Below are 26,669 nucleotides of genomic sequence, written 5' to 3' on the forward strand. Positions count from 1 at the left end.
GCGTCAGGACTTTTTTCTGCTGCTCCAATAAGCCACATTCAGGCTTTGCATGCGCTGCATGACGTTCTGGGCAGTGCTCATGTCCGGTTTGAGCATGAAGCGGTTGAATTCCGCCACCATCTCGCCTTGCAGCGTGGTGGGTACGTTTTCCCACCAGCGCAGGAACATGGTGTGGCGTGTTTGGGCCAGTTGCGTATTCACCTGGCTGACAATGGCATTGGGCGCGGCGATCTTGTTATTGCCGATATAGTTGCCCGAGGCCTTGCCCCAGGTTTGCGCACCCTGGTTGGAAACCCAGAAGCGTAGCGTCTTCATTACATCGGGATTGGCCAGTCCCTTGCGGGAAACCACGATGGGTGCGCCTTCCACAATGATGGCCGGCTGCTGCACGCCAGGCGCATTGGGCAGGATGAACACCCCCAGCTCCTGGAGTGGAAAGCCGGCCTTGCCCAGCAGGCCGACCGCCCATTCCCCAAACAAATACATCACGCCCTTGCCCCGGACGAAGTCGTTGATTTCTTCATTGGAGCGCGGGTTGGAAAACCAGCCTTTGGCATACATCTCGGACCATATCTTGAATACATTGCGCACCGCGGGGCTGTCATAGGCCACGCTGCCATTGTTCAGGCCGACATAAGCCTTGGGATCGGTACGCAGCAGCAGTTCCTGAAACCAGATAAAGCCGCGCCAGCCATCCTGGGTGGTGGCCAGAAACGGTGTCTGGCCAGCGGCTTTGATCCGCGTGGCCACGGTTTGCAGCTCGGCCCAACTGGCGGGTGGTTTCAAGCCCAGGCGGGCAAAGACGCGTTTGTCGTACAACACCACCCAGCGCGACAGCTGCAAAGGGATGGCATAGGGCTGACCGCCCACGCTGAACAGGTCTTTGACGCCCGGTTGAAAGCGGCCATCGGCTTCCATTTCCTTCCACAGCGTGCCCAGTGGTGCCAGTTGGCCGGTAGCGGTCAGCGTGTTCAGTGATGCGCCGGTCCACCAGGTAAACAGCTCCGGCGTGCGGCCAGAGGCCACCGAGGCCTGAATGAAGGTCTTGTACTGTTCTGCATTGGCATAAGGAGAAATCTTCAGGCTGATGCCCTCGGCGCGCGCGGCATTGGCCACCGTCTGCAGTGGGACGCTCCAGAAGCCTTTGTCATTGAATAGCTGTACCTCCTTGGCCAGGACAGCAGTGCTGTGCAGGCAGCAAGTGAGCAGGGCAATACGGAGTAAGGCGCAAGGTGTCATGGTGTATTGGTCTCCTGAGACTGCGGACGGTCGGCACGTAGCGATATGCCGCTATCGGCGTCGAACAGGTGCAAATTAGCGGCACGGATGGCAAAACGCAGTGTCTGGCCATCGGCTACCGGGCGCGGAGGCAGTTGACGGGCAATCAGCGGCCCGCTGGCGGATTCGGCAAACAGCAGGGTTTCATTACCCAGCATTTCCGACAGCGTGATGGTGGCGGCAAAGGTTTCTGCCGCTGGCGGCGCTTCATCCGGCCAATGCGGCACGATGTCTTCCGGACGCAAGCCGGCGCAGACGCGCTGTCCATGCGTCAATGCCGGGCCAAAGCGTGTCCGGTCCAGTGCAATGCGCAGCGCCGGCGAGGCGAAGTAGAAGTGTTCCCCCTCCTGCTGCAGCGTGCCGTGGAAGAAGTTCATTTGCGGCGTGCCGATGAAGCTGGCGACAAAGTGATTGGCCGGATTCTGGAATACCTCCAGCGGGCTGCCTTGCTGCACGATGGCTCCGTCTTTCATCACCACCATGATGTCGGCCAGCGTCATGGCTTCTACCTGATCATGGGTGACATAGACGGTAGTGACCTTGAGCCGGTGTTGCAGGCGCTTGATTTCCACCCGCATCTGGTTGCGCAGCTTGGCATCCAGATTGGACAGCGGTTCGTCAAACAGAAATACCCGCGGTTCGCGCACGATGGCCCGTCCCATGGCTACCCGCTGGCGCTGGCCACCGGATAGTTCTGCCGGCCTGCGGTTCAGGTAGGGGGCCAGCTCCAGTGTTTTGACGGCGACATCAATCCGCTTTTGCCGCTCTGCAGCGGAAATACCCGCCAGCTTCAGCGAAAAAGCCAGGTTTTCCTGCACCGTCATGTGCGGATAGAGCGCATAGGACTGGAACACCATGGCCACGCCGCGTTCCTGCGGGGGCAGGTCGTTGGCCAGTTTGCCATCAATCAGCAACTGGCCATGACTGATACTTTCCAGTCCGGCAATCATGCGTAGCGTGGTGGATTTGCCGCAGCCGGAAGGGCCGACCAGCACCACGAAGGCCCCATCTGGTATCTCGAGATTGATGCCACGCACCACCACTTGCTGTTCGTATACCTTGACCAGATCGCGCAGACAGACTTCAGCCATGGTGCACCCCCACCTGCTGTTGGCGAGGGTCGGCCCAGCGCCGCTCCGGCAGGATGCCATACCAGCCGGGTCGGCCCGGGTCGCGGTCATAGGCATAGCCCCCCACACTGCGGTAGTGCTCGGCATACTGCGCCAGCTTGTCGCGACAGACCTCGACCCCCAGGCCCGGACCAGACGGCAGGGCAATGGCACCATCCTGATAGCTGAATTTGCCTCCCACCAGAATGTCATCACGCAGGTGATGGTAGTGGGCATCGGCAGCGAAATTGAGATTGGGTAAAGCGGCACCCAGATGCAGCATGGAGGCCAACTGAATGCCCAGTTCACCGGAAGAGTGGATAGCGGCAGAGTGCTGGAAGGTTTCCAGCACGGTACCCGCCTTGTAAGCCTGACGCAGCCCGCCCCAGAAGGTAGTGTCCAGCAGGATGACATCCACCAGGCTGTGGCGCATGCATTGCGCCAGCTGTTCAAAATTCACCACCACCATATTGGTGGCGGTGGGAATGGGCTGGCGTTCGCGCACGCGGCGCATGCCTTCCAGCCCCCAGGTGGGGTCTTCCAGATAATCATTTGGCAGATGGGCGATGGCTCTTCCGACGCGCAGGCTTTCTTCCACCGACCAGGTGGCGTTCGGGTCCAGTCGCAGCCGGTCGCCTGGCAGGGCGGCGGCCAGCGCTTCCATGACGGCGATATCGTGGTCGGGCGCAAAATGTCCGCCCTTGAGTTTGTGTACCCGGAAGCCATGGCGCTGCTTCAGTTCCAGCGCATGGCGCACCATGTCTTCCGGCATGGTTTCGCCGCCGCGGCCATCATGTTCATAGCGGTAGAACAGGTAGGCGGCAAAATCCACCTGCTCGCGCAGCGCACCACCTAGAAAATCACAGGCACGCATGCCAAGTTGTTTGCCGGCCAGATCCATACAGGCCATTTCGATGGCGGCATGCAATTGCAGACGGTTGTTGTACAGGCTGGCGGTGGGGTTCATGATTTTCCAGCGCAGTTGTTCGAACTGCAGTGGATCATGCCCCTTCAGGTAGGGCAGCAAGGCCTTGACGGCGGCTTCGGCACTTTCACCGCCACCGCCCAGTTCGCCCCAGCCAGACAAGCCGCTATCGTCGATGACTTCCACCACGGTGCGGACAAAGCGTTGCCAGTGCACACCGGCAGAATGTCTGAGTGGCGCTTCCAGCGGAACGGCAACCGTGGTCGCCTTGATATCTACAATGGCCATGTTTCAGTCCTGTAAGGGTGAGCCGCCGATAAGGGCGAGCAAGCCACCATCAATGCGGATGACTTCTCCGGTAATGAAGGCAGCACGGTCAGACAGTAAAAAAGCCACCAGCTCGGCAACCTCGCTGGCATGACCAGCGCGGCCCAGCGGATGCATGGTGTCGATTTCTTTGCGTAAGGCAGCGGGGGAGGGCGCACTGGCGATGGCATCGCGCAGCATGGGGGTGTCGATGGAGCCTGGGGCGATGGCATTGGACCGTACGCCCTGGCTGGCAAAGTCCACGGCAATGGATTTGCTCAGGCCAATCAGCCCATGCTTGGATGCCGTATAGGCAGCCACATTGCGCTGAGAGGCCAGGCCTTGTACCGAGGCCATGAATACCAGGGCGCCACGGCTGGCGATCAGCTGGGGCAACAAGGCCTGTGCCAGCAGGAAGGCTGCGCCCAGATTGGTCGCCATGACTTCATCCCAGCATTGCTGCGAGGTGTCCAGCGCCGAGCCATAACGTTGGATACCCGCGTTATGGGATAAACCATGGGCACCGCCCAGTTCTTGCGCTGCCGCCGCAGCAGCATCAGCCGTAGCACGGTCGGCAACCGAACCGATGACCAGTCGATGGGGAAGGTTGCGCGGCAAGGCCTCTGCCATGCGCGCCAGCCCTTTGGCATCGATATCCACCAATACCAGTGGCTGACCATCTGCCGCCAGTCGCATCGCGACTGCTTGCCCAATGCCATTGGCAGCCCCACTGACTACTACGCTCATCACCATCTCCCAGTTGGATTTGAGCGCTACCATACTAGTAGCCGATAAGCTGAGTAACCGATCAAAGGGTCAGCCGTGGCTGGGTTTATTGGCTATCTGGGCATGAAGCAGCTAACAGGCCGCTGGGCGCGTGAGTACTTGATTCCGGGATATTGCCGGCATGGTGGCAAGCAGGGCGGAGGTGGAAAACAGTATTCTGCGCTTGGCGTGGTCTGACCGATGGGTCAGGAGGGTGTTGGGCAATCAGCGCGTACAGTCTGCCGGGCCGTCACCAGTAGGACAGCGTGAGAAGGGTGCCGCAGATGTGGGCGTCCGGATATCTGGCAGAGGCAACAGAGGCGAGTGTGAGTCGCCTCTGGATGTAGTCAAACCAGTTTGTTGGTACGGGCAAAGTCAGTCAGGTCCACCACATTTGAAATGCCCAGTTTCTCGAAGATGTTCACCTTGTAGGTGCTGACGGTCTTGTTGCTGATGAACAACCGGTCGGCAATGTCCTTGTTGGACAGGCCTTGTGCCAGATGCTGTAGCACGGCCAGCTCGCGGTCAGACAGTTTTTCGATACGGCTGTCCATCTGGTTTTCGATATTGAGCTTGGCACCGGATACCACATCGCGCGGGAAGAAGCTGTAGCCGGCCATGATGGCATCCGATGCTGACAGGATGGCATTCAGATCCTTGCTCTTGCTGACAAAGCCATCTGCTCCTGCCTGCATGGAGCGCGAGGCATACACCATTTCGTCCTGGGCCGAGAGAACCAGCAGCTTGATGCCCGGATGCTGCCCCTTGATGCGTTTGATCAGCTCCAGACCACTGATGCGCGGGATATTGAGGTCGATGATGATCAGGTCGACCTTGTGTTCCCGGACCAGCTCAATGACGGACTGGCCATTGTCGGTTTCGCCGATGATTGCGTATCGCCCCGACTTTTCCAGTACAGAGCGGACCGCCAGACAGATGGCTGGGTGGTCATCGACAATGATGGCGCTTTTCATTCTTAAATCTCCGGAATGTTATGGATTAGAAATAATATTTTTCTAGCATTCGACTGCAGGAGAGTAAATGTGTTTCTTTAAAAAAGTCATAAGAAAAATCTAGTATTCAATCAGAAATTTCCCATCAGCATTCAGTATCTAGGTAAGGATAATGTAACGCTTATAAAAAACCAAGTTTTATGATTTCAGGTGATTTTAATGACTGGTCCATTATTACAAAGCGATATTTTTCCATTGCGGATATTGATTGTCGAAGATCACGCAATTCAGCGCATGGCATTGCATGCGCTGCTTCAACAAGCTGGGGCGAGCCTGATTGACGAGGCTGAGGATGGCTATCAGGCGCTGTCACAGCTGGAGTCGCACCGTTATGACTTGATGATCTGCGATCTGGACATGCCCAGGCTGGATGGTATCCAGCTGTTGCGTCACATGCGCAGGCTGGAGCATGTTCCCCAGCTGGTTTTTTGCAGCGCACAAGCCGGGGATATCCTGCACAGTGTATCCCGCTTTGGTGGTCATCAAGAGTTGCCCGTTCTGGGTAGCCTGGAAAAACCGGTATCGGCCGATCAGCTTGAATCCCTGCTGCAAGCATGCATCAATCAGATTGCCGACAAGTCAGAGACTACCGCTGCCAGGCACTATGCTTTCAGCCGCCAGGAGCTGCGAGATGCCATGCACGCAGGTCAGATCCTGCCCTGGTACCAGCCCAAGATCGATCCGCAGACGATGGAAACGGTTTCTGTAGAGGCGCTGGCGCGCTGGCAGCACCCGGTGCACGGTCTGATCGCCCCGGCGCTGTTTCTGCCCCGCATTGATGAAGTCGACCTGGGAGAAGAATTGCTTTGTACCATGCTGGAGCATTCGGTACGGGATTGCTGTGAGTGGGATACCCAGTTTCCCGCATTAAAACTGGGGGTGGCTGTCAATATCAACGTAAGAGAATTCGATAGGCCGGATATCCCGGATAAACTCAATGCAATACTCAAATCAGCTCATCTTTCTCCTGCCAGAATTACACTGGAATTAACGGAAACCCAGCCGCTGGATAATCTGAGCTGTTCTCTGGAAAATGCCATTCGTTTGCGGGTGATGGGGTTTAATCTGGCACTGGATGATTTTGGTGCTGGTTATTCCGGATTCCATCATTTGCGGGAAATACCGGCCAATTCAGTCAAGATAGACCGTACGCTGGTACATCAGGCTGCCGGAGACCCCGCGGCAGAGAAACTACTGGGTTTTGCCGTGCGCATGCTGCAAAGCCAGCATGTCTCCGTTGTAGTGGAAGGCGTCAGCCGGCGCCAGGATTTTGATCTGGTCAAGCAATTGCATGTTGATCTGGTGCAGGGCTTTCTGCTGGCCAAGCCCATGGCACGGGGCCGTTTGCCAGGCTTTATCCGCAATCCGCTGTCCTTGCCGCAAGCCTTGTCCTAAAAACGCCGCAGCGACCACAATGCCAGTCCCATCAGGCCAATGCCGGCCAGTTGCCAGCCATCCAGCGCATGATGATAGACCAGCCAGTCCACCACAATGGCTGTTACCGGATAGACAAACTGCAGTACGGCAAAGCGGCTGGTGGAAACCCGGCTCATGCCACTGTAAAGCAAAGCATAGGCAAGGCCGGTATGCAGGCTGCCCAACCCGGCCAGCCAGGCCCAACTGGCTGCAGTAGTCGGCCAGCCATTCAGCAACGGCCACCAGGCCGTCAGTACCACCCCCACGGCACATTGCCACCAGGCAAGGGCAAATGAACTGATGCTGGGCTGGCTTCTGGCAATGATGGGCAATCCGGCGTAGGCCAGCGATCCGCCAATGCACATTAGCACGCCGCTCAGAAAACCCTCTGGCAGCGCCTCGCTGCGCAGTCCTGCCAGCCCGCAGGCCAGTCCCAGGCCGACCAGTGCGGTGATGGCGGCCAGCAGGTGCTGGCGCGACAGCTTTTCACCCAGCAGTAGGCTGCCGTAAAGCATGACCCAGAAGGGCTGCAGGTGAAACAGCACGGTAGCCAAGCCGATGGAGGTGAGTGGGATGGCGGCAAAAAACAGCCCCCAGTTGCTAACCATCAACAAGCTGGCCAGCAAGACGGCCAGCAGCGATCTGCCACGCAAGCGCAACTCGCCCAGCTTGCCGCTGCAGGCTCCCCAGCCTAACAGCGCAATACCGCCAAACAGGCAGCGCATCAACACTGTCAGCAGCGGTGGCTGATTGGCTTCGGTCACGAAGATGCCCAGTGTGCCCAATAGCAGCCCGGCCAGAACCATGCTCCGGCTGCCGGTATCCTGTTTGCGCTCCCGGGCCGTGGTGGCCAGGTGCAAGATGCTTGTATCTTTCATGACGGAAATCATCGGGGCTGCTGCTTGTTTCGGTAAAGCGAATTTATGATATGTTAATTATTCGATTTTCGAATGATGATGCGGATGACAATGACCATGCAGGACTTGCAACTGGATTGGCTACGCGCTTTTGTTGCCGTGGTCGATGCCGGCTCGCTCAGTGCGGCAGCCGGTCAGGTACATCGCTCACAGTCGGCAGTCAGCATGCAGCTGAAAAAGCTGGAGCAGGCCGCTGGCTGCGTGCTGTTGCTGCGCAATCCGCGCGAGCTGGCACTGACTGCCGCCGGGGCCGAATTGCTGCCGCATGCGCGCCGGGTACTGGCCGCACATTCTGCCGCGCTGGATACCCTGCATGGTGCCCAGGTCAGTGGACAGTTGCGGCTGGGCGTGCCGGAGGATTATGCCGTTGCTTATCTGGGTAATGTGTTGCGCGAGTATGTGGGTCGCTTTCCTGCGGTGGAAATCAATCTGGTCTGCGAGCAATCGACGGCTCTGATCCGCAAGGTGGAAAGCGGCGAGCTTGATCTGGCAATGGTCAGCCGGGACGAGCCGGATCGGGGGGAGTACTTGTTTGACGAAACCATGGTCTGGGTGGGCGACAGTCAGCATGCAGCCTGGCTGCGCGACCCGCTGCCGATTGCCTTGTACGAACTGGGTAGCCGGGCGCGCAGCGCCGTGCTGGATGCGGTTGAGGCCAGGCAGCGTGCCTGGCGTGTGGTGTACAGCAGCCCCAGCGTGGCCGGGCAGCTGGCGGCGGTACACAGCGGCATGGCGGTTGCTGTGCTGACCGCATGCAGCTTGCCGCCGGGTATCCAGGTGCTTGGGGTAGAGCAGGGGCTGCCCGCTTTGCCACCCTTGCAGGTGGCACTGATACGTAGCCTGCATTCTCAGGGAGCCCGTGCCTGTGATGTGATGCAGCAGATGATTCGGCAGACGCTGCAAAGTGGAGAGCCAGTGAGCTGATCAATACCGGATATGTGCTGGGACATGATTGTTCATAATGTTGACAATATCAATCATTTACGTCATATTTAATAGGTGATATTGTCAATTAATTGTGCATGCAGTTACCGTGTCATCGCGGCTGCATGCGCGCAAGGAGTTGCCCATGGCTGAATCAAGCCTCTCACGCGAGCGCGGCCTGCTGTGGCTGCTGGCGCTGACCCAGTTCACCATCATCATGGATTTCATGGTGATGATGCCGCTGGGGCCGCAAATCATGCGTGCCTTCGCCATCAGCCCGGCCGCGTTTGCCACGGCAGTGTCGGCCTATTCCTGGTGTTCCGGCTTGTCCGGCCTGTTTGCCGCCACCTATATCGACCGCTTTGACCGTCGCCGTCTGCTGCTGGTGATTTATGGCCTGTTTGCGGCTTCCAACCTGGTGTGTGCAATGGCCGGCAACTTTCACATGCTGTTGCTGGCGCGCGCCTTTGCCGGCCTGAGCGGCGGTGTGCTGGCCTCCATCATCATGGCGATTGTCAGCGACATCATCCCGGTATCCCGCCGTGGGGCTGCCACCGGCACCATCATGACGGCCTTTTCGCTGGCGGCCATTGCCGGGGTGCCAGCCGGCATCGTGCTGGGTGCGCATCTGGGCTGGTCATCGCCGTTTTATCTGCTGACCGTGTTGTCGCTGCTGATATGGCTGGCTGCATGGGTGCTGGTGCCTTCCTTGCGCCTGCATCTGCAGCTGGCACCGCCGCCTTTGAGTCAGGTTCTGCCCGGGTTGTGGCGTTTGCTGAGTAATCCGCTGCATCTGCGTGCATTCGGGCTCACCTTTCTCATGCTGGTGTCGCACATGATGGTGATCCCCTTCATTTCGCCGGTACTGGTGGCCAATCACGGTATTGCGCCGCAGCAGATCGCCTGGATCTACATGGCTGGCGGTGCCGCCACCTTCTTTACTTCGCGCCGTATCGGCAGGTTGGCCGACCGCTATGGCAAGCACCAGCTGTTCCGCATCATGGCATTGTTTTCCATGTTGCCTGTGCTGTTTGTCACTCATCTGCCGGATTTGCCCTTTGTCGCCATCGTGGCATTTTTCCCGGTATTCATGGTTGCGCTGTCCGGTCGGATGATTCCGATGCAAGCCCTGCTGACCACGGTGCCGCAAGCACAGAACCGCGGTGCGTTTCTCAGTGTCAACAGCGCGATTCAGTCGCTGGGCAATGGCTGCGGTGCCTGGTTGGGCGGCTTGCTGCTCAGCAGTGGCAGCGGCGGGCAGATCATCGGCTATGGCAGCAATGGCTGGTGTGCGGTTGCACTGGTGAGCGTGGCCTTGTGGTGGGTGAGCCGGGTGCAGGGGCAGCCGCAGCTTCCGCTGGCCGCCACGTCCTCCTGAGCGATCGTGATCCAGCTTTTATCCGCCGTGGATAGGCGGGTGTAAAATTTAATCTTGTTGTGCTGGTTGTGGTTTGGCGGCAGACGCTAGAATGGCCGCCTGCTTTGGCAGGTTGCCGTACGCGGGCTGAGGGGCAGCGTAGCGGTTACACGGCATGCCGGGCGTTTCTGACTGAATACTGGGCACAAGCATAACAAGCATGCAAAACAATAAGCGGATGACACCGCGTAGAGGGTCATGGGCAAGTCGGGGCTGGCTGTTGGTGCTGACCGGGGCTGGGCTGGCAATGCATTGCCAGTCCTTGAAGGCTGCCGAAGTCAGCAATGGCATTACCACCATCAAGCCCGAGCTGGGCGAGGCAAGCACACTGGAGCTGGGGGCCGCCAGCCTGTCGCTACGCGGCTGGCTGGGGATGGGCACGGTGATCCGCGCTGCCAATCCGGACCCGGCGCTCACCAGCGGCGCATCGATGAACAGCCTGAACGACGGCGATCTCAACTATCGCAGCGGGGACGCAGTATCCACCGCCATCGAAAGCTATCTGCAGGCCGATCTGCAATACCAGGGACTGGGGCTGCGGCTTGCTGGCAAGGCCTGGTATGACTACACCTTGGCGCAGCAATCGGTGCTGCATGGCAATGTGCCCAATCATTACCAGTCCGGTGCCGCACTGAGTGATGAGGGGTTCGTGCCGCTGGGCCGCTTTGGCAATGTGGTGCTGGATGATGCTTATCTGTACGGCACTACCCGGCTGGCCGGCTATCCACTGCTGCTGCGCGCTGGCCGGCAGACCATTCCCTGGGGCAGCCCCACCGCCAGCGGCATGCTGTCGCAAGTCAACGCGATTGATTACGCGGCATTGAGCCGTGCCAGTTCGGTGGCAGCCGAGGCCGGCATTCCGGACTGGGCGCTGTACGGCAAGCTTGATCTGAGCGATCGCTTCAGCCTGGATGGCTTCTACCAGTTTGCCTACGCGCCCAATGTCTACCCTGGCTGCGGCACCTTCTACTCCACTGGCGATTATGTACAGCCGGGCTGCAATCAGCTCACTCTGAATGGTGCCCTGTTATCCGCCATTGTCCACCGCAACATCAGCACGACCGATGCCCAGGCGGTGAGCAATGCACTGGATTACGTCAGCCGCAGTGCCGACCGGCTGCCATCAGGTGGGCAATACGGGGCAGGTGTGCATTACCTGCTGGATGGGGTGGGCAAATTCGGATTTTATGCCGCCAATATCGACAGCAAGATCGGCTACACCGGCGTGCAGCACAATAGTGCCGGTGTACTCATCCCCGTGCTGGCCAATAGCGGCCTGGCCCAGGCCACCGGGATTAGCAGCCAGTATTACCGTTCTTATCCTGCCAATCTGCATCTGTTCGTGCTGAATTTCGCCACCCGCCTGCCTGATCAGACTGGCGCCTATGCCGAGCTGGGCTATATCCCGGACCAGCCGCTGGCCTGGAACGGGGCTGACTTCCTCAACGGCTTGCTGATGGGGCGCGGCCCGCTGGCACGCCTGTACAGTCTGCCTGCCGGCGCCTCTGCCGATGGCTACGACCGTTACCAGGTGATGAGCCTGAGCCTGGGGGCCACCCGGCCGCTGGGCAAGCTGGCCGGGGGGGATGTCAAGCTATCTGCCGAGCTGGGCCTCAAGCATGTCTTTGCCTTGCCCGACCCCTCAGTGATGCGCTACGGCCGCGCAGGCTGGGGCATGGCGGCAAGCCAGGCCTATCCCAGCTGCAGTGGCGATGCAGCCACTTGCAGGCTGGACGGTTTCATCACCAGCAATGCCTGGGGTGTGCGGCTGCGGCTGGAGAGCCGCTATGCTACCCTTTGGCCGGACATGACGCTGACCCCGGCCCTGACACTGGGGCAGGATGTACGCGGCTATTCCTACGATGGCCAGTTTTCCCAAGGCCGCTTCACCACCATGCTGAGCCTGGCGCTGAATGTGCGGCGTGACTACCAGCTGGATCTGAGCTATCTGAAAACCGGCGGTGGTGATTACAACCTGCTGCGCGATCGCAGTCTGGTGTCGCTGGGGCTGGGCATGCGTCTGTAGTCGGTAGCGGCATTGCCTGTGCTCCCACCGCCGCTTACACTTGCGGCCAGTTTGCCCCTCGTCATCTTTCCTATTGTCCAGATGCCATGAACCAACAACTCGCGCTCAACAAGATCAATCAGGCCATGCAGCAGCTGCAGCAAGGCCAGCCATCCGCTGCCCGGGACGGCCTGAGCCGGGTGGTGAAAGCCTTCCCCGACAGCCCAGAGGTGCATTTCCTGCTGGGCCTGGCGCTGGTGCAACTAGCGCAACCCAAGGGTGCGCTCACGCATTTCAATCATGCCATTGCACTGGCCCCGGAGCTGGCCGAAGCCTATGTCAACCGTGGCATCCTGTTGAAAAACCAGCAGCAACTGCCACAGGCGCTGCAGGATTTCGACCGCGCCATCGCCCTGCGTCCCGGCATGGCCGAAGCTTATAGTAACCGTGGCAATGTACAGGTATTGCTGGACCAGCCCGAACTGGCCTGCGCGGACTTTGCCGTGGCGATCCGCCTTGACCCGCACAATGTCGATGCGCTGGTGAATATGGCGGCGCTGCTGGCCAGTGCAGGCCAAAACATGCAGGCACAACCCTTGCTGGAGCGTGCCATTGCCATCAAGCCGCAACTGGTCGAAGCCCAGGTCAATCTGGCCAATGTGGAATATCGTCTGGATCAGGAACAGCAAGCCCTGCAACGGCTGGAGGCCGTGTTGCAAAAACAGCCGGCTGACATTCGTGCCTTGTGTTGCAAATCCAACCTGCTGGCCGGGAATGGTGATATTGCCGCCGCCCGTACACTGCTGGACAAGGCGCTGGCGCATGCGCCGTCTGATGCCCTCGCCCGCTACGACCGATCGCTGCTCATGCTGCTGCAAGGCGATTACGCCCGTGGCTGGCAGGACTACGAAGCACGTAAACTGGACAAGCAGCTGTGCCAGCGTGCTGGTGTGCAGCGTTTTCCTCAGCCGGAATGGCAAGGCGAGGATCTGAATGGCAAGACGCTATTGCTACATCAGGAACAAGGCCTGGGCGATGCCATCCAGATGCTGCGCTATCTGCCGCAGTTGCAGCAGGCCGGGGCGCGGGTACTGTTTCTGCTCAATCCGGCAGTCGCCGGGCTGGCCAGCCAGCTATTACCGGAGACGCAGGTGTTTACCCGGCGTGAAGCGCTACCGAAGTTTGACCTGCATTGCCCCATCATGTCGCTGCCCCTGCGCATGGCCACCACGCTGGACAATATCCCGGCGGCACAAGGCTATCTGGCGGTGGATGAGACCGGCAGGCAGCAATGGGCGGACTTGCTGGGACAGAAAGAACGTCTGCGTGTCGGGCTGGCATGGTCCGGCTCGGCGCGGCATCTTAACGACCGCAAGCGCAGCCTGACGCTGCCGGCGCTGTCCGCATTACTGCAACTGGATGCCGAGTGGCACAGCCTGCAGCGCGAATACCGCGAAGCGCCGGTGGACGTGGCTGCTGCCGGCATCACCGACCATGCCGCACAGCTGGATACCCTGCAGGATACCGCCGGGCTGATCAGCCAGATGGATCTGGTGATCAGCGTGGATACCTCGGTGGCGCACCTGGCTGGCGCGCTGGGCAAACCGTGCTGGCTGTTGCTGCCGTTCAACCCGGATTTCCGCTGGGGACTGGGCCGGGACGACAGCCCGTGGTATGCCAGCATGAGGCTGTTTCGCCAGCCCGCAGCGGGCGATTGGGCCAGCGTGCTGGATGACATTGCCGCACAAGTCGCGATGCTGGCTGCGCAGCCAGGCCGCTGAGCCGGTCTAGTCGTCGCGGGTAAGGACTTCCAGTACTTCGATTTCAAACAGCAGGTTGGAATGCGGCGGAATGCGCGTGCCAATCTGCCGCTCGCCGTAGGCCAGGGCTGCAGGCACCCACAGCTTGCGCTTGCCGCCCACCTTCATGCCCATCAGGCCGATATCCCAGCCCTTGATCACCCGTCCGGTGCCAATCACGCACTGGAAAGGCCTGCCCTTGTCGTGGGACGAGTCAAACTTGCTGCCATCTTCCAGCCAGCCGGTGTAGTGGGTGGTGATCAGCGCACCACGTACCACTTCCTTGCCATCACCCAGTTGCAGGTCTTCGATTTTCAGTTGCTGGTCCATCTGTTCATTTACCGGTTCATTCGCATATCAGGCCGCCACAGCAGCCACCGTGGCGGCATTTTATCTGCCCGCTGCCTGCAGGTGAAGCAAGATGCACTAGCCCGGTTGACCGTCGCTGCGAGCTTTCAGGTAGAGCCGGACAAAGCGCAGGCTCCAGCACAGCAGTAACAGCAGGCAGCTGATGGCCGTCAGTACATAGAGGCCGGCGGCCCAGCCAGCCGGCAGGCAGTCGGTGGCCACCCGCAGCACGGCCATGCCATGCACCGCCAGATACAGACGCCATAGCCAGGTCGGCGCTTGCAACGGCTGCCCGGCGTGACCCAGCGACACCCGCGACACAAAGGCAATCACCATGCTGATGAAAAAGCCGGTCGTGACCGCATGCAGTGGAGCCAGCCCCAGTGCGTTGGCGGGCAGCACGCCGGCCAGGCTGAACAGCAGGAAGGCGACCGGGAGCCAGGCAAAGGACAGGTGCAGCATGCACAGCAGTTTTACCTGACCGGTACGCCAGCCCTGCCAGCGCCAGCTGGTGTAAGCCAGTAGCAGGCAGAAGGGCAGGTCCGCCGGCAGGGTGGTGACACCCAGCATGGACAGCAGGCCATGCAGCCAGCTGCCAGCCAGCAGCGCCCACAGCAGCCAGTCCGGCTTCCAGGCCGGAATCTCGGGCATGGCGCTCACGGTGAAGAAGGGCAGCATGCGGTGGCAGACGGTCAGGAATACCGGCAGCAGAAAACCCCACAAGGCCAGGTCGCGCATCAGCAGCCAGCCGGTAGCATTGCCGCTATACAGCCAGAACAACGCGGCCAGCAGGCCGGCAAAACCCAGCACAAAGCCGGACAGCACCATCCACGCATGCAGGCGGTTGGCTTGCTGGCTGCGCAATATCAGTTGGGCAAAGGTCAGCGTCAGTCCGAGAAAACCGCTGCTGTACAGCAGTTGCCCGGTCAGTAGCCAGGCTCGGCCCAGGCCCAGGCCGGCCAGCCACAGCAACAGGCCGCTGGCCAGCAAGGCCGGTACGCCAAGGTAGCGCCGGCGCGAAGGTGCCGGCACGCCCAGCCAGCGTGGACCGGCGGTGAAGATGAAGCCGGTCATGAAAAAGGGAAAAATGCCGTACAGCATCAGGAAACCATGCGCCATTACGGCGGGGACTGCCGGCTGGATGGGGTGGCTGCCCAGGCGCGAGGCCAGTTCGGCAAACCAGGCGGCAAACAGCAACAGTGCCAGCAGCATGCCAAACAGAAAGGCGATGCGGTGTGGGGCGCGCAGCAGGGGGGGAGGGAGGGGCTGGGTGTTCATGGCAAACTCGATCGGGTGGTGATGGCCCAGTATGGCCAGTCTCGCCACAGGATGGGAATGATTCGCGTCAAGACAAACGGCCTTGCCGGCAGGAGCGGGGCGGCAAGGCGGACTGGCTTACCGCGGCTAAAGGCGCAGCGCTCCTGGGGCAAGGCGCGCCGATGCTGACAGTACAAGGGTACGGCAAGCAGGCACAACGCCGCCGCAGGGTTTTTGTTGGTGACTCTTATTGCTTGAACAGCACGGCAATCAGGTCGGATTGGGTAATCATGCCGCACAGCTGACCATCCGCATCAATCACCGGCATGTGATGCATGCCGCCATCGGAAAAGGCCAGCGCCAGCTCGCTGATGGGCTGGGTGGCCTGCAGGCTGCGGGCTGGCTGGCTCATGATGTCGGCCACCTGCCCATCCAGCCTGGCTGCATGCGGTACTCCTGTTACTTGGTGGTGCGGAAGGAAGAAATCATGCAGGGAAACCAGACCCTGCAAGCGACCGGCAGCATCGATGACCGGCAAGGCCTTTACCTTGTGATGTGCCAGCTTGTTCCAGGCCTGTTGCAGGCTGGCTTCCGGCTGGATGGACACCACATCACGCGACATGATGTCGCCACAGCGGATGGCACCAAAGCGGCGTTTCTGCGCCTGCTGTTCGGCGGCGGTGAAGATAGCGGCCAGATCGTCTTCGCTCACGTCCAGCACTTCGCCAAAGCTGGCCAGTGCCTGGTGCAGATCCTGCTGGTTAAAGGCACGGCGTTCACTGGGGAGCGGGTCTCGTGTGTGGTGCGGGTTGGCGCTGTCGGTCGGCAGGTGCGGGTAGCGGCGCTGCAGGGCATTATTGAACAGCAGGGCTACGCCCAGCAGTAACAGCGAATTGGCCAGCACCGGCCACAGCACAAACTGGAAACCCAGCGCCTGTATGGCAGGGCCGCCCAGCACGGCGGTAATGGCGACTGCCCCGCCAGGCGGGTGCAGGCAACGCAGCTGGAACATGGCGGCAATGGCCAGTGCGCCGGCCACGCTGGCGGCAAGGCCGGGGTCGGCAATGTAGCGGGCGCAGGCCACGCCGATGATGGCAGAAACCAGATTGCCGGCCAGAATCGACCAGGGTTGGGCCAGCGGGCTGGATGGTACGGCAAATAGCAGTACGGCAGAGGCACCCATCGGGGCAATAAACCACGGGATAGCACTGCCCAGGGCCGCGCGGCTGACCAGTTCGGTCAGTAGCAGGCCGATGCCGGCACCAAGGCAGCCGTACAGCCGCTCACGCCGACCGGCCAGTAATTGGGCTGGCAGAAAACCGCGCAGCCAGGCATGGCGGCGCGCAGGAACAACAGATGCAGTCATGATGTGGTGGGTGGGATGGTGGTGGACTATTCTATCGTGTAGCGATATTTTTTACAGCCAGAGCCCGCCAGTTGCTGGCCTCAGCTTTGCAGGCTGCGGTGAATGTTCTGCAGCAGGTCCAGCGACTGGGCACCGCCCAGGTCTTTCAGCAGCAGCAGTTCCTCACGGTGCAGGGCGGCCAGCTTGGCTACCAGCTCCTGCCCTTTGGGTAGCAAGCTGATTTCCACTTGGCGGCCATCCTGGCGGCCAGGGGTTTTCTTCAGCAGTTCCTGTTCCTCGCAGCGCTTGATCAGGCCGACCACGCTGTGATGATGCGACTGCAGGCGTTCGGCCAGTTCGGCCACCGTGGCCCATTCCCGCCCCGGATAACCTTGCACCTGGAGCAACAGCAGGTATTGCAGCGGGGTGATGCCATGCGCCTGCGCCAGTTCTTCGCTAAAACGCAAAAACTGGCGCAGGCGGTAGCGAAAATCGGCCAGGCGTTCGAAATCCTGCTTGCTCAGTACGGGAACAGTCATGGTGGACAGGGAGTGGCACAGGCTAACAAAGAAGCTGTTCACCTTATCACATCAGCCCGCCGCTGCCGAACTGGGCCGCATAGCATACCGGCGAAGCATAGTGCACAGGCATGTCATCCTGTTGTCGCAGAAACTGTTTTAGTGCGCGTGCGGCGCTCAGATGGACGTCGCTTTCGGCATATACCAGGATGATGCCATTGCCACGGGCCATGCGCGCCAGCCAGTCCCAGCGCTGGGGATTGTTGTGCAGTACTGCCCAGTAGATTTCGCAAAACTGGCTCCAGCGCTCTTCACGCAATTGCAGCCAGGCTGCCAGTCCGGGGGCCGGCGACAGTGCCGGCAGCCAGCGCAGGCGACGGGCAATGTCTGTGGAAAGACCGGCAGCGGGCTCGCTGCCGATCAGGAAAGCCGGCGTGTTGCCGGGGGTGTAGCGTTGCAGGGCTTGCAGGCTGATGTTCACGTGGTGTACTCCGGTTTACAACAAGGGCAGTAGCAGCAGGGCCACGACAAACAGCCACACCAGCGCGCCAATGGCGAAGATGGTATAGGCCAGCGACAAGGTGTGGACCGAGTCATCGTGTTCGAACCAGGCATCCAGCCCGTGGTAGAGCAATCCGGCAGAAGCGGCCAGGCCCAGCACGGCGCAGCTCATGTTCAATAGCGGATAAGGCAGCAGCAAAGACAGTGCCGACAGCCAGATCGGTAGCGGTACCAGCGCGGCCAGACGGTAGCAATCGGCAAAGGCTGGCCGACTGGCGGCATGCACCGACTGGCGGATTACCCAGCCCATCAGTGCCACGGCCAGCCAACTGGTCAGCAGCAGGATCAGGCTGGCTTGCTGCCAGTTTTGCATTGGTACGCCGGGGGCATAGCTATCCGCGTGATAAACCGCGGCGTATTGCACCATGCCTGCGGCAAACAGCGAGGCAGGCAGCACGATTTTCACGAAACTATGGGCAACGGACGGATGACGCTGGCCAAGCTGGTCCCACCCATGGTGCGACGAGTAAATCATCTGTAGCGGATGTTGCAGGTTCATGGCGATCTCCTTGGCAGCAAGGCGCTGCCACTTAAATATATATCGTATTGCGATATAAATCTACCGCCAAATGTGCCCATGTGCTGAACCTGAGATTTTGTGGGGTGTGAGGTGACGCGCCCAGGCTGGGCGCGGGTCAAGGTTGAGTCAGGTTTTAGCGGGAGGTGCTGAGTGTGCTATCGGTATGCCGTGCCAGGCAAACCGCCCGTACTTGCCGATAAAGCTGCCATAGCTTCCAGCCATGCCAGGCGGCTGCACCAGCCAGCAGCAAGGTGCAGATGGCCAGCGGGGTCTGCCAGATGGCCGGCCAGCGGCACCAGGCCAATGCCAGCAGCAGCCAGCCAGCATGCAGGCCAGTGAGTCGGGCAACAGTCTGTTCGGATAGAAAACCATGAGTACGTGGCAGTGCGCCGCGTGGTGGCTGCAGGCGCTGCAGATGCAGCCAGGCCAGAAACGGTGCGATTTTGCCCAGCATGCCCAGAACCGCTGCCAGCCCCATGCCACCCAGCCACAGTACGCCACACCATAGCGGCAGGCTGCTGCTGGCCGCAGGTAAATACAGGCCTGCGATAGCAAGTGGCAGGGTTAGCAACAGGCACAGCGTGGCCAGCAGCCAACTGCGCCACAAAGGGTCCTGTCGGCGGCGGCTGGCGCGCAACTGGTGCAAGGTGAGAATGGCAAAGCAGGCTGCTGGAATACAGGCAAGTACCAGCAGCCATTCTGCCGTGGAGGGTTGCCACAGCAGTAGCAGGCTGAGTCCGGCCAGCAAGGCCAGCAGGCTTGGTATCAGCCAGCGGGTTCGGCTGGGAAAGGCTGGTGTGACCAGAAACATCGGCATCACGGTCTGGCTGACAGCCAGCAGCAAGGCCAGCAGCCAGCCCAGGCCCGCCCACAATACGTGGCTGTGCAGCAGCGGCAGAAAGGGTGGGCTGATGTGGCCACCCAGCGTCAGCACCAGCAGCAGGCCCTGCGACAGTGCCAGGCCAAGCCCGGCCAGCGCCAGCTGCAGGCCCTGGCTGGTGGCGTCCCGGGCAGGGCTGCGCCACAGGCCATAGCCTGCATGCCACAGCAGGGCCAGTCCGGCACAGCATAGCAATAGTGCACCGATAGCCAGCCAGAGGGGGCTGAAACCGTGGCTGAAGCCCCAGCACAGGCTGGCAACACCGGCCTGCCAGGCCGGAAAGGTGCGCCACCACAGGGCATGCGGTCGGGGCGTACCAACGCCAGCGGCCACAGCCAGCAGCTGCAGCAGCGCACCCAGCATGGTGTTGCCCAGTACGCCGAGTGCTAGCAGATGGGTGAGGGTGACGATAAGCGGATCAAAGCGGTTGGGCATCACTGTGCTGCCCAGCAGCAGGGTTAGCCCGGTAACCAGCAGCCATGACAGGCTGGCCGCAAAAAAGCTGCCCGGCAGCCATGGCGGCGGGGCAGCTTCGTAAGACAGCCAAGCCTGGCTCATGGCCGGCTCAGGATGAGAATGACGCCGCCGTCACCGGATAGCTCGAAGCGGAAGTCCAGCCCCTGTTGCTGCAGCAAGGGCAGTAGTGGACTGGGGTGGTGCGGCAGGATGTAGGCTGCTTCCTGGCCGGATGCCAGCAGATCGGCTTCGTCCAGGATGATTTCCATCGGTTGCGGTGCCGGCAGGTGGCGCAGGTCACGCGGGCTCATGCTGCGCTTCCTGCGTTGACCATGGCGTCGAAGTCGGCAATCTGCTGGCTGCACATGGGGTAGAGAATGTTTTCTTCCTTCATGTTGTGTTGCTGCATCAGGATCAGCAGCGTATCGGCACAGCCCAGATAGTCTGTGGCCTGTTCGGATGATAGCAGCTGCACCATGTCTTGCATCAGTGCACGCATCTGCGCGTGCTCGCTACGCATGACGGCAGTCGGCCCCATGCTGCTGCCGATAGCGGCTTCAAAGGCTGGAAACAGGCTGTCTTCTTCCAGGGAAAAATGCTGCAGCATGGCATTGTGAAAGGCCTGGAACACGGCACGTGCCTTCGGCCAGTCGGCATGGCGGACGGCTTCTTCGGCCAGGGCAAAGTCGGTATCGCACAAGCGATGTTGCTGGGTGAGCTGTGAAATGGCGTTCATGATGCGTGGTCTCGAGGTGTGGGGGGTATGCCTGCAGTATTGCTGGCTGGCGCTGCGGCCTGAATGACCCGGATCAAGAAATCATCGCCTGCTGGCGCAAGGCCAGCAGTTGCTGGTGCAGTGTGACCACCTTGCCAATCACCAGCAGGGCCGGTGTGCTGATGGCAGCATCGGCAATCAGCTGTGGCAGCTGTTCCAGTTGGCCGCATACACAGCGCTGCGCGCTGCTGCAGGCTTTTTCCACGATGGCCACCGGGGTGGCCGGGTCGCGGCCATGCGTCAGCAACTGGCTGGCAATATGGCTGGCCTCGCCCAGTCCCATGTAGACCACCAGCGTCTGGTCGGGCTGGCTGTGCTGGGTCCAGTCCAGCGTGCTTTCACCTTGGCGGCGATGGCCGGTGACCAGGGTGCAGCCCTGGGCGTGATCGCGGTCGGTCAGCGGCAGTCCCAGCGCGGCGGCTGCGCCCAGTGCCGCGCTGATGCCGGGTACGACCTCGCAGGGAATACCTGCTTCGGCCAGTGCCAGCATTTCCTCGCCACCACGGCCAAACAGCAAGGGGTCGCCTCCTTTGAGCCGCACCACCCGCTGCCCGCTGCGGGCAAAGTCAATCAGCAGCCGGTTGATGTCGGCCTGGGGCAGGGTGTGGCGGCTGGCGCGCTTGCCCACGCAGATACGACTGGCCTGCGGTGGTGCCAGTCGCAGTATATGTGGGCCCAGCAGGTGGTCGTACAGCACCACGTCTGCTTCACCCAGGCGTTGTACCGCGCGCAGGGTAAGCAGGTCGGGGTCTCCGGGGCCGGCCCCCACCAGGCAGACGCTGCCAGGGGCAAGGCCGGTGGTGCTGGCGGCGGAGGGGGTAGCGCTGGTGGTGTCGGGGTGAGGCAGGGGGGGCAGGGCTGGTCGGTGCATGTGGACTCCCGGGCAAATGCTTGCCAGATGGTGATGTCGCCAGTGTAGGGAGGAGGGCGACCGGGAATCGTTGATACGAATCAATGCTATATGGATGCCTGAATCCGTACATTTCGGTCCAGGTACCGGACTTGCCGGTGCAAGCACTTTGAGGAGGACGTGATGAGCGCGAGCTTCACCAAATCGACGGCCCGCAACATCTTTTACGGTGGGTCGGTGTTCTTTTTTCTGCTGTTCCTGGGGCTGACGCTGGATACCACCATGGCCCTGCCCAGTCATAACGCCAAGGCCAAGCTGACCGATGCGGCCGTGCGCGGCAAGAAGATCTGGGAGACGCGTAATTGTGGCGGCTGTCACACCTTGCTGGGTGAGGGTGCATTCTTTGCGCCGGAACTGGGTAATGTCTATGTGCGCCGTGGTCCCGACTTCATCAAGGGCTGGATGAAGGCCATGCCCACCAATGTACCGGGTCGTCGCCAGATGCCGCAGTTCCACCTGAATGATGGCGAGCTGGACGATGTGGTGGCTTTCCTGAAATACACCTCCGAGATCAATACCAATAACTGGCCGCCCAATATCCAGGGCTGATCGCACCAGACCAATCGCTTACGGAGATAAACATGAGCAATGCAAGCGCGGCTGCGCTGGCGGCTGAACAAGCCCGCGCGCCAGCCCAGATCAAGTACCGCTCGCAGGCGGTGGCCAAGCCCTATTTCATGGCAGCCATCGGCCTGTTCATCGGCCAGATCCTGTTTGGCCTGATCATCGGCCTGCAGTATGTGAAGGGTGACTTCCTGTTCCCGGCCATCAGCTTCAGTACTGCCCGCATGGTGCATACCAATTTGCTGATCGTATGGCTGCTGTTCGGCTTTATGGGTGCAGGCTATTTCCTGATTCCCGAAGAGTGCGAGCGCGAGCTGTATAGCCCCAAACTGGCCATCATCACCTTCTGGGTGTTCCTGGTGGCCGGTGCGCTGACCATCGTTGGCTACCTGGGCCTGCCGTACAACGTACTGGCCCATCTCACCGGTAACGACTTGCTGCCCACCATGGGGCGCGGTTATCTGGAGCAGCCATTGATCACCAAGGTGGGCATTGTGCTGGTGGCGCTGTCCTTCCTGTTCAACCTGTCGATGACGCTGTTGTCCGGCCGCAAGACCAGCATCAGCATCGTGATGCTGCTGGGGCTGTGGGGCCTGGCCATCTTCTTCCTGTTCTCCTTCGTCAATCCCAACAACCTGGTGCTGGACAAGTACTTCTGGTGGTGGGTGGTGCACCTGTGGGTGGAAGGCGTGTGGGAACTGATCATGGGTGCCATGCTGGCCTTCGTGCTGGTGAAGGTTACCGGCGTGGACCGTGAAATCATCGAAAAATGGCTGTACCTGATCATCGCCATGACCCTGATTACCGGCATCATCGGTACCGGTCACCATTACTTCTGGATCGGTACGCCGGCCTACTGGCAGGTATGGGGTTCCATCTTCTCCGCGCTGGAGCCGGTGCCTTTCTTCATGATGACCATGTTTGCCTTCAATATGGTGAAACGTCGTCGTCGTGCCCACCCCAACCAGGCCGCCACGCTGTGGGCGCTGGGTACTGGTGTGATGTCCTTCCTGGGCGCTGGTGTATGGGGCTTCCTGGGTACGCTGTCGGTGGTCAACTACTACACTCACGGCACGCAGCTTACCGCTTCGCACGGTCACATGGCCTTCTACGGTGCCTATGCCATGGTGGTGCTGACCATGATTTCCTACACCATGCCGCTGCTGCGTGGCCGCGAAGCCAATAGCCCGCAAGCGCAGAAGGTGGAAAAACTGGCCTTCTGGGTGATGACCCTGTCCATTGTCGGCATCACGCTGTTCCTGACTGCTGCCGGTGCCACCCAGGTATGGCTGCAACGCATGTCCAGCACCCCGCTGTCCTTCATGGAAACGCAGGACCACATCATGCCGCTGTACTGGGCGCGTCTGGTGTGCGGTCTGTCCTTCTTCAGCGGTCTGGTGTTGTATGTAATCAGCTTCTTTGTCACCGGCAAGCGCGAAGACTGAGTGTTAAAGCAAGCAAGCGGCCCCTGGTGGGCCGCTTTTTCATTGGAGATAGCTGATGCGTACCGACAGTCTGGTGCTGGAAGATATACCGCAGAGTCGCCATGTGCCGGGAGACCTGGCCATGTGGTGTTTCATCCTGGCCGAGCTAGCGGTGTTCGGCGTGTTCTTTCTGGTCTACGGCTACCACCGCTGGCGCGATCCGGCCTTGTTTGCTGGCGGCCAGCAACATCTGGGTTTGCTATTGCCCACGCTCAATACCCTGCTGCTATTGGCCGGCAGTGCCGCCATCGTGGCGGCGGTACGCGCCTTTGCACTGGGCCGTCAGCGCAATGGCCGACGCTGGCTGCTGCTGACCATGCTGGCCGGTGGCGGTTTCCTGGTTCTCAAGGCCTTTGAGCTGGGTGGCAAGTTTGCCGCCGGCATCACCCTGTCCAGCAGTGATTTCTGGATGTTCTACCTGTCGCTCACCGTATTTCACTTCCTGCATGTGGTACTGGGCATGGTGATTGTGGCAGCGGTGTGGTGGCAGGCACGTGACGGACGCTATGCCGGCGAGGCCATTGCCGGGGTGGAAACTGCTGCCGCCTACTGGCATATGGTGGATCTGGTGTGGATTGTACTGTTTGCCCTGGTCTACGTGGCGCGTTAAAAACCGCTGACAAAACCTTGGCTCCGGCCTTACTTGTACTGACGATGCGGCGTGTCCTGGCCCGGGTGCGTTGCATGGTGTTGTTAATGGCAGCCAGCGGTCTCTGGTGGCTGCTGGTGCCGTTGCGCAGCTGGCGCAGTTTGTTGGCAGGGCTTATCTCGAATCAAGGCCATGGCAGGGGATGGCCGGTATCGTTGGCGATATGAACACACCTGCCCCCCTTACCCAATGGCTGCTGTGGGCCTGGCTGAGTGGCCTGACTCTACTGGCGGCCGCACTGGCCGAAAGCGGCCAGCTATCGCAACACTGGCTGGCACCGCTGGTGCTGGGTTTTGCCTGGCTCAAGGGCTGGGCGGTCATCGAGCACTACATGGGCCTGCGCCATGCACCGCGCTGGCTGCGTGCCAGCGTACATGGCTGGCTGCTGCTGGTGACCGGTGTGCTGTTGTTGAGCTTTCGCTGAGGACATGTCATGAACGCACCACTGCGCCCCGAAGTTTCCGCCCCTTACTACCAGCCGCAGGGCGACGAATGCCAGCTGTTCGAAGCTGCCTGGCAGCAACAGCTGCCGGTGCTGATCAAAGGCCCTACCGGTTGCGGCAAAACCCGCTTTGTTGCCCACATGGCCGCCCGGCTGGGCCTGCCGCTGATTACCGTGTCCTGCCATGACGACCTGTCCGCTGCCGATCTGGTGGGCCGCCACCTGATTGGCGATGGCGAAACGGTATGGTGCGACGGCCCGCTTACCCGTGCGGTGCGCCAGGGCGGCATCTGCTATCTGGACGAAGTGGTGGAAGCCCGCAAGGACACCACCGTGGTGCTGCACCCACTCACCGATGACCGCCGCATCCTGCCCATCGAACGTACCGGCGAAGTGCTGGTGGCACCGCCCGGCTTCATGCTGGTGGTGTCCTACAACCCCGGCTACCAGCATGTGCTCAAAACCCTCAAGCCCAGTACACGCCAGCGTTTTATCGCCATGAGTTTCGATTTTCCGTCTGCCGAAGTGGAGCTGCAGGTGGTAATGCAGGAATCCGGCCTGGGTGATGTACAGGCCCGGCAGCTGGTGACACTGGCCGGGCAACTGCGCCGCCTGTCCGGTTACGATCTGGACGAATCGGTCAGCACCCGACTCTTGGTGTATGCCGCCAAGCTGATGGCAGCCGGCATGGCCCCAGCCCTGGCCTGCCGCACTGCACTGGCCGAGCCGCTCAGCGACGAGCCGGACACCGTGGCCGCCTTGCTGGCCATCATTCACACCCAGTTTCCTGCCTGAGCGGGGCCTGTCATGGAAGATATCGTCGGCGGCTGGTGGGACAAGCTGGTCAAGCGCGCGGCCTATCGCGGCCACAGCGCCGCAGCCGTGCGGCTGGAGCAGGTAGCCGCTGTTGCGCCCATGTTCTTCCGTGCCATGGGTGGGGACCCGGCACTGGCGCTGCGCTCCACCGTCGGTACCGAACACGGCGCACGCCGCCGCTGGCTGGAACGCATATCCGGTACCGGCGAGCGGGTGGAGCTGGCCTGGTCCGACCATCAGGCCTTCTACCTGCCGGAAAAAATCGACCTGTTTGCTGATGCGGCACTTAATCGCGAACTGTATTTCTGGCTGATGGCACTGGCCGCCAGCGCCCGGCCCGACGGCGACTGGCTGAATGCCAACCGCCAGGCCGCAGCCGACTGCCTGGCGGCCATGCCCGGCCTGGCCGCCAGCTATCAGCGTCTGGTGGCTGCACATCTATTGCAGCGGCCAGATCCTGCCCGATTGCCCGTGCCCGAAGCCGCCTGGGAGCGCGCCATCCGCCAGGCCTTGCTGCAGCCGCAACAAGCGCTGGACACTCCGCCGCCCGCCCGCCCGCCTTACCCCTTGCCACTATGGTTGCACCCGGCCCCGCCCACGCTGGACCACACCGCGCCGTCCACCGCGCAGGACCCGCAGCAAAGTGGTGAGCGCAGCAAGCCACAGCAGCGCCAGCGCCGTCGCTACCGCGCCCAGCGCGTGGTGCAGGATGAACGCAAGAACGGCATGCTGATGATCTTCCGCGCCGAAAGCCTGTTTACCTGGGACGAGTACGTCAAGGTCAACCGCCATACCGACGAGGATGACGACGACAACGCCGCCGCTGCCGCCGAGGACATGAACCGCCTGTCATTGGCACAGGACGCCCACACCAAGGGTGGCAAGCTGAAGTTTGATCTGGATCTCCCCGCCGCCGCTTATGACGACACCCCGCTGGGGGCTGGGTTGATGCTGCCGGAATGGAACTGGAAACAGCAAAGACTGGTGGAAGATCACTGCCGCCTGCTGCCCATGTTGCCGCGCGACGCCGTGCCGGCAGCCCTGCCTGACCGCCTGCTGCCGCTGGCCCGCCGCCTGCGCCGCCAGTTTCAGGCGCTGGCACCGGAACGCACGCGCAAGAGCGGGCAGGAATGCGGGCCGGATATCGATATCGACCGCGTCATCCGCTTTCTGGCCGAACGACACAGTGGCGTCGCCCAGGCCGAGCCCGGCCTGTATCAGGCCTGGCCACCGGGCGAGCGCAGCCTGGCTTGTCTGACACTGGCCGACC

Annotated in this window: 27 protein-coding genes; 11 read left to right on the plus strand and 16 right to left on the minus strand. The window is 61.0% G+C overall.

Features of this window, described 5'->3' with window-relative positions; translation table 11 throughout:
* Positions 1-3: 3 nt before the first annotated feature.
* The 5 genes from QVF59_RS04005 to QVF59_RS04025 form a co-directional block, all read right to left on the minus strand.
* Positions 4-1,239 carry an ABC transporter substrate-binding protein gene (locus QVF59_RS04005; protein ID WP_287877526.1) on the minus strand — a complete coding sequence of 412 codons (1,236 nt, stop codon included), beginning with the start codon at positions 1,237-1,239 and terminating at the stop codon, positions 4-6.
* On the minus strand, positions 1,236-2,369 hold the full coding sequence (locus QVF59_RS04010; RefSeq protein ID WP_287877528.1) for an ABC transporter ATP-binding protein: 1,134 nt from the start codon (positions 2,367-2,369) through the stop codon (positions 1,236-1,238). Before QVF59_RS04010 ends, QVF59_RS04005 begins: the two co-directional genes overlap by 4 nt.
* Positions 2,362-3,600 carry an enolase C-terminal domain-like protein gene (locus QVF59_RS04015; RefSeq protein WP_287877530.1) on the minus strand — a complete coding sequence of 413 codons (1,239 nt, stop codon included), beginning with the start codon at positions 3,598-3,600 and terminating at the stop codon, positions 2,362-2,364. The genes QVF59_RS04010 and QVF59_RS04015 overlap by 8 nt, the downstream gene beginning before the upstream one ends.
* Before the next feature lie 3 nt (positions 3,601-3,603).
* On the minus strand, positions 3,604-4,365 hold the full coding sequence (locus QVF59_RS04020) for an SDR family NAD(P)-dependent oxidoreductase (RefSeq protein ID WP_287877532.1): 762 nt from the start codon (positions 4,363-4,365) through the stop codon (positions 3,604-3,606).
* 365 nt (positions 4,366-4,730) lie between these two features.
* The gene (locus QVF59_RS04025) at positions 4,731-5,357 is read right to left on the minus strand and encodes a response regulator transcription factor (protein ID WP_287877534.1); all 627 of its coding nucleotides are present in this window, start codon (positions 5,355-5,357) and stop codon (positions 4,731-4,733) included.
* A 198-nt stretch (positions 5,358-5,555) separates the two neighbouring features.
* Between QVF59_RS04025 and QVF59_RS04030 the strand changes: the two genes are divergently transcribed.
* Positions 5,556-6,791, plus strand: coding sequence for an EAL domain-containing response regulator (locus tag QVF59_RS04030; protein ID WP_287877536.1), 1,236 nt, complete (start codon positions 5,556-5,558; stop codon positions 6,789-6,791).
* Here the strand turns inward: QVF59_RS04030 and QVF59_RS04035 are convergent.
* Entirely contained in the window at positions 6,788-7,690 is a 903-nt protein-coding gene (locus QVF59_RS04035) for a DMT family transporter (protein WP_287877538.1), read from the minus strand. The two genes, QVF59_RS04030 and QVF59_RS04035, sit on opposite strands and share 4 nt — an antisense overlap.
* Positions 7,691-7,786: 96 nt before the next feature.
* Here QVF59_RS04035 and QVF59_RS04040 point away from each other — a divergent pair, with 96 nt between their 5' ends.
* The 4 genes from QVF59_RS04040 (at position 7,787) to QVF59_RS04055 (ending at position 13,856) form a co-directional block, all read left to right on the plus strand.
* Positions 7,787-8,653 carry a LysR family transcriptional regulator gene (locus QVF59_RS04040; protein ID WP_287877540.1) on the plus strand — a complete coding sequence of 289 codons (867 nt, stop codon included), beginning with the start codon at positions 7,787-7,789 and terminating at the stop codon, positions 8,651-8,653.
* A 145-nt stretch (positions 8,654-8,798) separates the two neighbouring features.
* The gene (locus QVF59_RS04045) at positions 8,799-10,031 is read left to right on the plus strand and encodes an MFS transporter (protein WP_159875418.1); all 1,233 of its coding nucleotides are present in this window, start codon (positions 8,799-8,801) and stop codon (positions 10,029-10,031) included.
* 199 nt (positions 10,032-10,230) lie between these two features.
* Positions 10,231-12,096 carry a DUF1302 domain-containing protein gene (locus QVF59_RS04050; RefSeq protein WP_287877542.1) on the plus strand — a complete coding sequence of 622 codons (1,866 nt, stop codon included), beginning with the start codon at positions 10,231-10,233 and terminating at the stop codon, positions 12,094-12,096.
* Between the two features lie 86 nt (positions 12,097-12,182).
* A complete protein-coding gene (locus QVF59_RS04055; protein ID WP_287877543.1) occupies positions 12,183-13,856 on the plus strand; it encodes a tetratricopeptide repeat-containing glycosyltransferase family protein in 1,674 nt (557 codons plus the stop codon).
* Between the two features lie 6 nt (positions 13,857-13,862).
* On the opposite strand, the gene QVF59_RS04060 is transcribed toward QVF59_RS04055, so the two are convergent.
* From QVF59_RS04060 to cobA, 10 genes are all read right to left on the minus strand, one after another.
* Positions 13,863-14,204 carry an FKBP-type peptidyl-prolyl cis-trans isomerase gene (locus QVF59_RS04060; protein WP_287877544.1) on the minus strand — a complete coding sequence of 114 codons (342 nt, stop codon included), beginning with the start codon at positions 14,202-14,204 and terminating at the stop codon, positions 13,863-13,865.
* Positions 14,205-14,300: 96 nt separating this feature from the next.
* A complete protein-coding gene (locus tag QVF59_RS04065) occupies positions 14,301-15,500 on the minus strand; it encodes an NnrS family protein (RefSeq protein WP_287877545.1) in 1,200 nt (399 codons plus the stop codon).
* 226 nt (positions 15,501-15,726) lie between these two features.
* Entirely contained in the window at positions 15,727-16,845 is a 1,119-nt protein-coding gene (locus QVF59_RS04070; protein ID WP_287877546.1) for an HPP family protein, read from the minus strand.
* A gap of 80 nt (positions 16,846-16,925) precedes the next feature.
* Positions 16,926-17,405 carry a MarR family winged helix-turn-helix transcriptional regulator gene (locus tag QVF59_RS04075; RefSeq protein ID WP_287877547.1) on the minus strand — a complete coding sequence of 160 codons (480 nt, stop codon included), beginning with the start codon at positions 17,403-17,405 and terminating at the stop codon, positions 16,926-16,928.
* Positions 17,406-17,409: 4 nt separating this feature from the next.
* Positions 17,410-17,823 carry a DUF488 domain-containing protein gene (locus tag QVF59_RS04080; RefSeq protein ID WP_159875424.1) on the minus strand — a complete coding sequence of 138 codons (414 nt, stop codon included), beginning with the start codon at positions 17,821-17,823 and terminating at the stop codon, positions 17,410-17,412.
* A gap of 15 nt (positions 17,824-17,838) precedes the next feature.
* Positions 17,839-18,402 (minus strand): YIP1 family protein, encoded by a 564-nt coding sequence (locus tag QVF59_RS04085; RefSeq protein ID WP_159875425.1) that lies wholly within the window; start codon positions 18,400-18,402, stop codon positions 17,839-17,841.
* A 154-nt stretch (positions 18,403-18,556) separates the two neighbouring features.
* A complete protein-coding gene (locus QVF59_RS04090; protein ID WP_287877549.1) occupies positions 18,557-19,861 on the minus strand; it encodes a hypothetical protein in 1,305 nt (434 codons plus the stop codon).
* Positions 19,858-20,070: a DUF2249 domain-containing protein gene (locus QVF59_RS04095; RefSeq protein WP_159875427.1), complete on the minus strand. Its 213-nt coding sequence runs from the start codon at positions 20,068-20,070 to the stop codon at positions 19,858-19,860. The genes QVF59_RS04090 and QVF59_RS04095 overlap by 4 nt, the downstream gene beginning before the upstream one ends.
* Positions 20,067-20,495, minus strand: a complete 429-nt coding sequence (locus QVF59_RS04100; RefSeq protein WP_287877550.1) for a hemerythrin domain-containing protein — start codon at positions 20,493-20,495, stop codon at positions 20,067-20,069. Before QVF59_RS04100 ends, QVF59_RS04095 begins: the two co-directional genes overlap by 4 nt.
* A 73-nt stretch (positions 20,496-20,568) precedes the next feature.
* A complete protein-coding gene (cobA, locus tag QVF59_RS04105; protein ID WP_287877552.1) occupies positions 20,569-21,405 on the minus strand; it encodes a uroporphyrinogen-III C-methyltransferase in 837 nt (278 codons plus the stop codon).
* A gap of 162 nt (positions 21,406-21,567) precedes the next feature.
* On the opposite strand from cobA, the gene QVF59_RS04110 reads away from it, so the two are divergent.
* The 6 genes from QVF59_RS04110 to QVF59_RS04135 form a co-directional block, all read left to right on the plus strand.
* On the plus strand, positions 21,568-21,993 hold the full coding sequence (locus tag QVF59_RS04110; RefSeq protein WP_159875430.1) for a c-type cytochrome: 426 nt from the start codon (positions 21,568-21,570) through the stop codon (positions 21,991-21,993).
* A 32-nt stretch (positions 21,994-22,025) separates the two neighbouring features.
* Complete coding sequence (locus tag QVF59_RS04115; protein WP_159875431.1) at positions 22,026-23,453, plus strand: cbb3-type cytochrome c oxidase subunit I; 1,428 nt, start codon at positions 22,026-22,028, stop codon at positions 23,451-23,453.
* A gap of 55 nt (positions 23,454-23,508) precedes the next feature.
* A complete protein-coding gene (locus QVF59_RS04120) occupies positions 23,509-24,102 on the plus strand; it encodes a cytochrome c oxidase subunit 3 (protein ID WP_159875432.1) in 594 nt (197 codons plus the stop codon).
* Between the two features lie 202 nt (positions 24,103-24,304).
* The gene (locus QVF59_RS04125) at positions 24,305-24,565 is read left to right on the plus strand and encodes a cytochrome C oxidase subunit IV family protein (RefSeq protein WP_159875433.1); all 261 of its coding nucleotides are present in this window, start codon (positions 24,305-24,307) and stop codon (positions 24,563-24,565) included.
* Positions 24,566-24,574: 9 nt separating this feature from the next.
* The gene (locus QVF59_RS04130; protein ID WP_287877554.1) at positions 24,575-25,378 is read left to right on the plus strand and encodes a CbbQ/NirQ/NorQ/GpvN family protein; all 804 of its coding nucleotides are present in this window, start codon (positions 24,575-24,577) and stop codon (positions 25,376-25,378) included.
* Positions 25,379-25,390: 12 nt separating this feature from the next.
* Positions 25,391-26,669: nitric oxide reductase (locus QVF59_RS04135; RefSeq protein WP_287877555.1), on the plus strand; the 1,279-nt coding region annotated here is incomplete at its 3' end.

Origin of the sequence: Aquitalea sp., from assembly GCF_030150775.1 — a bacterium.
GTDB classification, from domain to species: domain Bacteria; phylum Pseudomonadota; class Gammaproteobacteria; order Burkholderiales; family Chromobacteriaceae; genus Aquitalea; species Aquitalea denitrificans.